Below are 9481 nucleotides of genomic sequence, written 5' to 3' on the forward strand. Positions count from 1 at the left end.
GCTACCGCCGAGGTGGCGTCTGGTCGACGTTCGGCGCCGAGGGTGCGTCCCCTCCCTGCAGAAAGCTGTACAGCGACAGCAGCGCGACGACGGGGGTGAGGAGCAACGTGACGCGTGTGGCGACGTTCTCCAGGCCATACCGCACGACGAAACCCTGCCAACGACCGATCGTGTCGAGGTCGTACGACCGCAACACGGCTCGATCCATCGCCAGACCCAGTACCACCATGGCAACGGCGAAGGCGCCGATGTCCACGAGCTGCAACGGGTGTGCCCGGCCACCCACCAGCAACGGGACGATGTAGCCCAGTGCCTGGGACACGCCGTAGGCGACCACGACCGGAACGACCCGCACCGGCCCGCGCCGCCCCGGCAGCTGATGCCACAGCAGCCCGATGGCCGCCGCACCCAGGACGTACTTGCCGAACTGCCAGAGGAAGCCGTCCGCGATGTTCAGCAGCACCGAGTCGCTCTGGACCGCGCTGAGCAGAGGGCCCGTTGTCAACCACATGATCTCCAGCGGCACACCGAACACGAACGCGAGAACGAACCCGATCTTGGTCGCCGTCAGCATGTTGGCGCGGCAATGTCTGCCCGGCCCCAGCGCCAGCGCCACATCGACAGCGGACACACCCCCGGTGCTCCCGGTGGGTTCCAGCAACTGCGCCTGGTCGCGGATCATCTCGGCCTTGTGCATCCCGACCGTCGCGAGCAGGGGCCGTGACACCGCGAGCAGGCCGACGAGCACCGCCCACGCGATCAGCCACACGGGCAGTTCGACGTGCAGCACCGTCAGGAACCACACCGCCGGACCGAGCAGGAACAGGCCGATCCCCAGCCGGCGCGCCTTCCCGGGGTGCGCTGCCCTGGCCACCGTCCACACCGCGAAGGCGGCGACGAACAGCAGGATCCACGCGATGTCGTCGAGCAGGTCCCACGGGTGGTAGCGGAACGCCTCGATCACCGGTCTCAGGACCGCGGACTCGTCGTTGAGCCAGCGGTGCCGGTCGATGTTGACCAGCGCGATCCACATCTGCTCACCGACCAGCACGGCGGCTCCCGCGGCAGCGGCCAGCGCGTGGCCGAGCGGCAGCCTCCGATCCGACCGTCCGCTGCGGAGCACCCGCACCGCACTCGCCGCTCCAGCGATGATGAGAAGTCCGGTGCCGAACGAGATCCCTGCCTCCACCAGGAGGATCAGTGGTCGGCGCGCCGCGTCCTCCGCCACGAACGGCGCCCTCCCCTGCCCCAAGGAGAACGCGAGGTGGTGCAGGACACCGATCCCGGCACAGACACCCAGCAGGAACGTCCGCGGCAACCACCACCGCCACCCCGCGATCAGCACCGCCAGGAGCACCACGAGGTTGCTCCCCCACGCCAGCCACGGCCAGGTGATGATGTCGGCCAGCCGCTCGTGCGACGCGACTGACGTGCCGAGGGCACCTGCCACCACCACCAGCGGGACCATCGCGGCCACGGCCCTGCGCGCGGCGCGGGCGTTGTGCACCTTGCGCAACGTGACCAGCGCGACGACGACCAGCGCGAACGTCTCCAGCCACCACAGCGAGCGGCTCGTGAGGAAGCCGGGCTCGGTGTTGGTCCACAGCAACGCCTCAGTCTGCAACCGCGGATGCACGGTGACACCGGACTCGATCTTGCCCCAGTCCGGCTTCGACCACCGCCATTCGACGCGGGTGTCGGTGACCGACCTCGGCGGCCACGGACGGACCGCACCCAACCACTCCTCGGGTGCGGAGAGCGAGAACTCCACGTTCTCCGCCGTCTTCCAGTACATCACAGGAAGGTCCAGCACCAGGTCCCACCGGCTGACGGCGCTGTTCAGCCTGACCATGCCCACTCGCTGGGTCGCCTCGCGGTAGACGCTCGTGCGCACGACGTCCGTCACGACGATCTCCGAGCCCTCGCTGGTCACCACCGGCGAGTCGTCGCGCCACTCCTGCTCGTGCCACGACTGCCATTTCACGCCGAGCAGGCACCTCAGAGTCTCGCGATAGGCGGGGCTTTCCTCATCGTTGACCAGCGCGGCCGCGCGATACCAGCTGGCCGGCACGCGGATCTGGTGCTTGACGAAGACCTGGGGCACGTCCACGTTCGTGGACTCGATCCGCGCCTCGACCTGGAGCTTCGCACCGATCGGCGGTACGGCTGAGCAGGCAAGACCATCGGCGCCGCTGTTCGGAGTGGTCGCCCAGTAGGTCAGATCGACGGCGAACAACGTCGCCGCGAGCACCGCCGGTACGCCGAACACCACCAACGCGAACCGGCCGCCGGCACGCCACGGCAGCTTCCTTTTGATCAACCGCACTCGCCGTACATCGCGTGGTGCGCGTGATTCGTTGCGGCCGAACGGACTCCTGTCGCCGGCGCCCGCCCGCTAGTAGCGTCCCGGGACATGAGACGACTGCTCAGCGTCGCGTTGTCGTTCCTCCTCGTGTCCGTCGTCGCGCAGCCGGCGGCGGCCACCGGTGGCGATCGGCCGTTGCCCGGCTACACGATCATCAACCCGCCTCTCGCCCCGGCACTGGTCGGCGGCGAACCGACGAGGGTCCTGCAGGGCGTGCACAGCCACGCCGGCTACATCATCGAGGTGCCGCCGCGCTGGAACGGGCGGCTCGCGATGTGGGCGCACGGGTATCGCGGTGACGGCAAGGTCCTCACCGTCGACGCTCCACCGTTCGGTCTGCGGCAGCGCTGGCTCGACGAGGGTTATGCGTGGGCCGCGTCGTCCTACTACAGCAACGCCTACGACGTCCGGGCCGGCGTCACGACCACCCGTGAGCTCGCGTCGTTGTTCGCGCGGAAGGTGCAGCGGCCGTCGAAGGTCTTCCTGGCCGGTGCGTCCATGGGCGGGCATGTCACCGTCCGGTCGCTGGAGCAGTACCCCGGGTTCTACGCGGGTGCGCTGCCGATGTGCGGTGTGCTGGGCGACCACGAGCTGTTCGACTACTTCCTGAGCTACCACCTCGTCGCGCAGGCGCTGACCGGCATCAAGGCCTATCCGCTGCCGCCGGACTACGCGACCGTCGTGGTGCCCCGGATCAAGGAGGCGCTGGCGGGCCGCGACGACCAGTTCAAGGCCGTCGTCGCCACCCTGTCCGGCGGTGCGCGGCCCGGCACCGACGCGGCCTACGCGTACTGGAAGGACTTCCTGTTCGGGCTGGTCACCAACTCGGCGAGCACCAGCCTCGCGGAGAACCCGCTGCAGATCGCCACCAACGTCACGACCCGCTACCGGCCCAACTCGCCGGTGGACCTCAACGCGGCCGTCCAGCGGGTCCGGGCCGCCAACCCCGGCGCGCGCCACACGTGGGCGCTCACCCAGATCCCCGCCGTGCAGGGCCTGCCGAGCGCTCCCGTCGTGTCGCTGCACGGGATCGGCGACCTGTTCGTGCCGTTCTCGATGGAGCGGGACTACCGCGACGACGCCGCCCGCTTCGGCCGCACGCACCTGCTGGTGCAGCGCGCCATCCGCACGGTCGACCACTGCGAGTTCTCCGCCGCCGAGGCCGGGACCGCGTGGCGCGACCTGACCAGGTGGGTGGACCGGGGCGAGCGGCCGGCCGGTGACGACGTGCGCCGGACGGACGACCCGCGGTTCGGCTGCCGGTTCAGCGACCGGGAGGCGACCGGCGGCACCAGGGCCTTCTTCCCGGCCTGCTGAACGGAGTTCCGCCTGGCCGGGCTCAGGGCCTGGTCAGGCGGACCAGGAAGCCGGGGTGGTCGGTGTAGCGCATCGAGTACTTCTGGGTGCTGACGAACGCCAGGTCGTTCGAGAACACGACGTGCTGCACGCTGTTGTCGCCCTTGCGGACGTGACCGGGCGGGACGCAGTTCTGGGCGTTCTCCGGGTCGGAGGTGTCGTACTCCAGGTTGAAGTCACCACCGACGACCGTCCTGCCCGTGAAGCCTTCCGCCGCCCTGATCTGCGGGATCACGTCGAACAGCAGCGACCGGCACTGGGCGAGCGCGACAGGTTCGCTGGACGCCGACAGATGGGTCGTGCAGCCCAGGTGGTCGCCGATCGCGTACACGCACGCGTACGTCCGCTGCTCGTTGCCGGTGTCCTGGCTGGCGTACCTGCCGGTCCACGTCTTCACGCCCTGGTAGGCCGCCGCCGAGACGCGGCCGATCACGGCGTTGCCGTAGTCCTGGCCGTTCGTGCACTTCACCGGCGTGCCGGTGTCCTTCCTCAGCGCGGGCGCGAAGAACTGGTAGACCCGGTCACCCGGCCAGGCCGTGACCATGGACGGCACGAGGCGGTCCGGCAGGTCGTTGCGGCAGATCTCGTTCAGCGTCACGAGGTCCGGTCGCAGGCGGACGATCAGGTCCGCGGCCTCCGGGACCGACCGGCCCTGCTGGTAGCAGCCGGCGATCCCGCTGTTGCACAGGTTCAGCTGGAGCTCCCAGAACCGTTCGGCCGCCGCAGCGCTCTGAGCAGGGACGACCACGCTGGCCAGCACCGCGAGTGCCGCCGTCATCAGCTTCCACATCCGGCCGACCGTAGGGATCACGGGGCCGCGGCGACACCCATTGCGGGAGAACGCAATGCCTCAGGCCGGTGGCGCCAGCACCACCACCGAGTTGTGCCCGCCCATGCCGAGCGACGACTTGATCGTGAGGCCACCGCGCAACGGCGTCGGCCCGTCCAGCAGCCGCGGGTGTGCCGGTGCGACGACCGGTGAGGCCGGGATCGTTCCCGTGTCGTACGCCATCGCCGTCACCGCGACCTCGATCGCGGACGCCGCGCCCTGGCAGTGCCCGGTCAGCGGCTTCACGGAGTAGATCCCGGTGTCCGGGCCGAAGAGCTGGTCCAGCACGGCGGCCTCGGCGGTGTCGCACTGCGCCGTGCCCGGACCGTGCGCGTTCAGGTAGCGCACGTCGGCCGCGCTGACCCCGGCGTTGTCGAGCGCGTCGGTGAAGCAGGCGGTGACCTGGTCGAGCCGCGGATCGATCGAGGTCACGTGGTACGCGTCGTGGGACATCGCACCGCCGAGGGTGAGGGCGTAGGGGTTGACCGAGTTTCGCGAAAGGACGAACGCCACCGACGCCTCGCCCATCACGAAGCCCCTGCTGCCCTCCTGGAACGGGCGGCACGCGTCGAGCGGCTCCGCGTCCACGATGGCCACTCCCAACCGGACGAAGTGGGAGACGTTCTCCGGTGTGAGCGACAGATCAGTCGCGACGAACACGACGTCGTCGACGATTCCGGCGTCCAGCCACGCTTTCGCCGTGATCAGTCCGGCGTTGCCCGACGCGCACATCGCCGAGACGTTCATGGCGGGGCCGTGGAAACCGTATTCCTGCATGAACGTGGACATGGGGGTGGACGGCATCAACGCCAGGTAGTCGTGCACGGGTAACTCGCCACCGCGCGTGACGTAGAAGTCGCGCCACAGGTCGACCTCGCCCAGCACAACGGCGTGCAGTAACCCGACCCTCCGGCCGGGACGCCAGCCGCGGGCACCCGCGTCCTCGATCGCCTCCCTGGCGGCGGCTCGCATGGCCCGCGCGAACCGGCTCGGCCCGTCGACCGGGTCACCGCCCTGCGCGACGTACGCGGCCCAGACCGTGTCACCCGGGAACCGGTTCAACTCCGGGACGATCGACGCGGCGGGTTTGCCGCTCATCAGTCCCTCCCAGAGCGACCGGCGGTTCCACCCGTACGCGCTGACCACGCCGATTCCGCAAATGCCCATGCTTCGCGCGACCATATCCAGCTCCCCCAGACCGAGGGCCGACACCTCTTCGGAGAAGGATAACGGTGTAAACCGGCTTGCGAAATGCCGCCATACCGTCCACAGTGGACTGTCAGAAGCGAACCCTGATCATCGGACGGTCCCGGCGACCGGATATAACGGCTCACCATGTTCACGCCAGACGGATGCGGCTCTGGTCGAGTGTGTAGTAGGACTTCACAGTGCCAACACCCGGATCTGGGGGCCGAGACGTGAGCGGCCTGATCGGCGACGCCGGGTTCGACCAGGAACTGCTGGTCGAGCTCGCGCTCTCGGTCGGCGCCGCCGTCGTGTGGTGGCTGGACCTCGACGCCGGCGAGCTCGGCTGGATGCCCGGCCTCGACGCGGTCATCGGCGTACCCGGCGCGGACCAGGAGACGGTGCGCGCCCGGCTGGCCGAGCTGACCGCACCGCTGAACGTGGCCACCAAGGCTGCGGCCTGGCAGGACTTCGAGCTGGAACAACCCCTCGAGACCTCGATCGGCACGCGCTGGCTCCAGTTCCGCGCCCGCGTCTCGACCCGCGGCTCGGCCCGCGCCCTGGTCGGGGTCGTCGCCGACGTGACCAGGCGGCACGTCCAGCAGCGGGAGATCGCGGACCTCGCCGACCGCTACCGGCTGCTCGTGGACCTCGCCCCCGAGGCGATCGTGGTGCACGAGGCCGGCCTGCTGGTGTACGCGAACCCGGCGGCGGTCCAGTTCGTGAGGGCGCGGTCCGAGTCCGACGTGATCGGGCGCCCGATCACCGACTTCGTGCACCCGGACTCGCAGCAGGACATGATGCAGCGGATCTCGAAGCTGACCGAGCCCGGCGCGACGAGCGATCCGGCCGACGCCGTGCTGGTCCGGTTCGACGGCGGCACCACCGACATCGAGTCGGTCTCCGTGCGCACGACGTGGGAGGGCCGGCCCGCGTTCCAGGTGATCATGCGGGACGTCACCGAGCAGAAGGCGGCCGCGGCGGTCCTGCGCTACCAGGCCGCCCTCGCCGCGCACGTCAGCGACGCACTGATCGCGACCACCTCCGACGGCGTCGTGACGAGCTGGAACCGCAGCGCGGAGAACGTCTACGGCAGGCGGGCGGCCGAGGTGATCGGGCAGCCCATCGGTCAGGTGGTGGGCGCGCCGCTGGACCCGCTGGAGGTGCTGGAGTCGGGAGGCGTGGTGCACGCGGTGCACCGGCGCTCCGACGGCGGCGCGCTGGCGGTGCGCGTGTCGGTCGCCAGGATGGACGACGGGTACGTGCTGATCTGCGCGGACGAGACGGCGCGCAGGCGAGCCGAGCACCACTTCACGTCGGTGGTCGCGGCCATCGAGGAGGGCGTGCTGGTCGTCGGCGCCACCGGTCTCGTCGAGTCCGTCAACCCCGCGGCCGAGCAGATCCTCGGGGTGCGCGCCCAGGACGTGATCGGCCAGCCCGCGTCGCTCGCCGAACTGCACGACGAGTCCGGGCAGCCGGTCCCGCACGACCAGTACGCGTCGGCCATCACCCGCGCCACCGGCAAGGCGCAGCACGGCCGGATCCTCCGCGCGCGGCGTCCCGACGGCAGCCACGTCTGGCTGTCGCTGAGCGCCCGTGCGCTGACCCAGGACGGGATGACGCCCTCGGCGACGGTCATCTCGTTCACCGACATCACCGAACGCCGCATGATCGACAGCCAGCTGGAGCACGAGGCGACGCACGACGCGTTGACGGGCCTGTGCAACCGCACGGTGACGATCAACCGCCTCAGCCCCGCCGCCAGGGCGCACCGGTCGGGCCTCACCGCGGTGCTGTTCATCGACCTGGACAAGTTCAAGGTCATCAACGACTCCCTCGGCCACAGCACGGGCGACGAGGTGCTGCGGGTCGTCGGGTCGAGGCTGAGCCGCAGCTCGCGGCGCGGCGACGTCGTGGGCAGGCTCGGCGGTGACGAGTTCACCGTCATCGCCTACGGCGTGGCAGGCCCGGAGGAGGCGACCTCCCTCGCCGACCACGTCCGCGCCGAGCTCAACCGGCCGATCTCCGTGGACGGCCGGCGACTGCACGTCGACGCGAGCGTCGGCATCGTGCTGGCCGAACCGGGCGACCCGCGCGACGGCGCCGACCTGCTCCGCGACGCCGACCTCGCGATGTACCACGCGAAGACCAGGGGCCGGGGCCGCATCGCGTTCTTCGACGTCGAGCTGCGCGACCGCATCCAGCGCAGGCTGCAGCTGGAACAGGACCTCCGCACGGCGCCGCTGAGCGACCAGCTGTGGGTCGCCTACCAGCCGATCGTCGACCTCCGCACCGACGAGCGCACCGCCGTCGAGGGCCTGCTGCGCTGGACTCACCCGCGCTACGGCCTCATCTCCCCGGGCGAGTTCATCACGCTCGCCGAGGAGAGCGACTTGATCAACATCGTCGGCGCCCACATGCTGCACACCGCGACCCGCGAGATCGCCGACCTGGCACCGGGCCTGGAGCTGACGGTGAACCTGTCGGCCCGCCAGCTCGACGACCCGTGGCTGGTGTCCGCGATCCGGCACGCCACCCACAAGGCGGGACTCGACCCCAGCTCGCTGTGCCTGGAGATCACCGAGAGCGCCCTGACCCGCGACCCGGCGCTCGCCGCCCGCACCCTCGCGGCATTGCGCGACCTCGGCGTGCGGCTGGCGATCGACGACTTCGGCACCGGCTACTCGTCACTCGCGCAGCTGCTCACCCTCCCGCTGGACACGCTCAAGATCGACCGCTCCTTCACGACGGGGCTGGGCCGGTCCGACGAGGCGGAGGCCATCGTCACGAGCATCATCGCCATGGCCCACGCGGTCGACATGACCGTGATCGCCGAGGGGGTGGAGCAGGTGGAGCAGCTGGAGATCCTGCGGACGCTCGGGTGCGACCAGGCGCAGGGATTCCTGCTGGGCAGGCCGGTGCCGCTGGCCGACCTGTGAGTCGGCCGGACGTGGATGCGGGAGCGGCCCGCCGACGTGGTTCGCCGGCGGGCCGTCGTGGTTCGCCGGGCGGGCCGTAGTGGTCTGGCGGCGAGCCGTCGTAGTTCGGCGGCACGCCACCGTGGTTCGGCAGCGGACGGATGTGGTTCGTAGATGTGCCGTAGTGGTCTGGCGGCGAGCCGTCGTAGCTCGGCAGCACGCCACCGTGGTTCGGCAGCGGACCGATGTGGTTCGTAGGTGGGCCGACGTGGTTCGGCACCGAGCCGACGCGGTTCAGCGGCACGCCACCGCAGGTCGTCAGCGAGCCGACACGGTTCAGCGGCAAGCCGATGTGGTTCGCAGGTAGGCCGACGTGGTTCGACACCGAGCCGACGCGGTTCAGCGGCACGCCACCGCAGGTCGTCAGCGGGCAGTCAGGGTTCGGCGGCGGGCACCGGGGTTCGGCGGCAAGCCGATGTGGTTCGGCGGCGGGCCGACGTAGTCCGTCAGCGAGCCGACACGGTTCAGCGGCAAGCCGATGTGGTTCGTAGGTGGGCCGACGTGGTTCGGCAGCGAGCCGACGCGGTTCAACGGCACGCCACTACTGGTCATCAGCGGGCCGTCGGGGTTCGGCGGCGCGCCGATGTGGTTCGGCGGACCGTCGTGGTTCATCAGCGAGCCGTTGCGGCCCGTCAGCAGACCACCGCGGCGGTTCATTGGCAGCCCGCCCTGCTCCGCCAGTGGCCGCCGCGGCCCGACGGCCGACCGCCGCGCTCCGACGGCACGCCGCCGCGGTTCGTCAGCGGCCCCGTGGTCCGCCGTCGGCAG

General features: G+C 70.5%; 6 protein-coding genes. 2 read left to right on the forward strand and 4 right to left on the reverse strand.

Features of this window, described 5'->3' with window-relative positions; translation table 11 throughout:
* Window position 1: 1 nt before the first annotated feature.
* Window positions 2-2320 carry a DUF6185 family protein gene (locus tag ORI60_RS01600; RefSeq protein WP_266033107.1) on the reverse strand — a complete coding sequence of 773 codons (2319 nt, stop codon included), beginning with the start codon at window positions 2318-2320 and terminating at the stop codon, window positions 2-4.
* Between the two features lie 93 nt (window positions 2321-2413).
* Between ORI60_RS01600 and ORI60_RS01605 the strand changes: the two genes are divergently transcribed.
* A complete protein-coding gene (locus ORI60_RS01605) occupies window positions 2414-3682 on the forward strand; it encodes a hypothetical protein (RefSeq protein ID WP_266033110.1) in 1269 nt (422 codons plus the stop codon).
* 22 nt (window positions 3683-3704) lie between these two features.
* Here ORI60_RS01605 and ORI60_RS01610 read toward each other — a convergent pair whose 3' ends face one another.
* The gene (locus ORI60_RS01610) at window positions 3705-4511 is read right to left on the reverse strand and encodes an endonuclease/exonuclease/phosphatase family protein (protein WP_266033113.1); all 807 of its coding nucleotides are present in this window, start codon (window positions 4509-4511) and stop codon (window positions 3705-3707) included.
* A 60-nt stretch (window positions 4512-4571) separates the two neighbouring features.
* Window positions 4572-5732, reverse strand: coding sequence for a beta-ketoacyl synthase N-terminal-like domain-containing protein (locus ORI60_RS01615; protein ID WP_266033116.1), 1161 nt, complete (start codon window positions 5730-5732; stop codon window positions 4572-4574).
* Window positions 5733-5968: 236 nt separating this feature from the next.
* On the opposite strand from ORI60_RS01615, the gene ORI60_RS01620 reads away from it, so the two are divergent.
* Window positions 5969-8674 (forward strand): EAL and GGDEF domain-containing protein, encoded by a 2706-nt coding sequence (locus tag ORI60_RS01620; RefSeq protein WP_266033118.1) that lies wholly within the window; start codon window positions 5969-5971, stop codon window positions 8672-8674.
* 402 nt (window positions 8675-9076) lie between these two features.
* On the opposite strand, the gene ORI60_RS01625 is transcribed toward ORI60_RS01620, so the two are convergent.
* Window positions 9077-9370, reverse strand: a complete 294-nt coding sequence (locus ORI60_RS01625) for a hypothetical protein (RefSeq protein ID WP_266033121.1) — start codon at window positions 9368-9370, stop codon at window positions 9077-9079.
* Between the last annotated feature and the right edge of the window lie 111 nt (window positions 9371-9481).

This window comes from Lentzea sp. NEAU-D7 (genome assembly GCF_026242055.1).
Lineage (GTDB): Bacteria > Actinomycetota > Actinomycetes > Mycobacteriales > Pseudonocardiaceae > Lentzea.

What these genes read in the sequence shown, in the direction of transcription:
- ORI60_RS01625 (WP_266033121.1), bottom strand. Translation starts at nt 9,370, where the DNA reads ATGAACCGCCGCGGTGGTCTGCTGACGGGCCGCAACGGCTCGCTGATG.
- ORI60_RS01605 (WP_266033110.1), top strand. Translation starts at nt 2,414, where the DNA reads ATGAGACGACTGCTCAGCGTCGCGTTGTCGTTCCTCCTCGTGTCCGTC.
- ORI60_RS01610 (WP_266033113.1), bottom strand. Translation starts at nt 4,511, where the DNA reads ATGTGGAAGCTGATGACGGCGGCACTCGCGGTGCTGGCCAGCGTGGTC.
- ORI60_RS01615 (WP_266033116.1), bottom strand. Translation starts at nt 5,732, where the DNA reads ATGGTCGCGCGAAGCATGGGCATTTGCGGAATCGGCGTGGTCAGCGCG.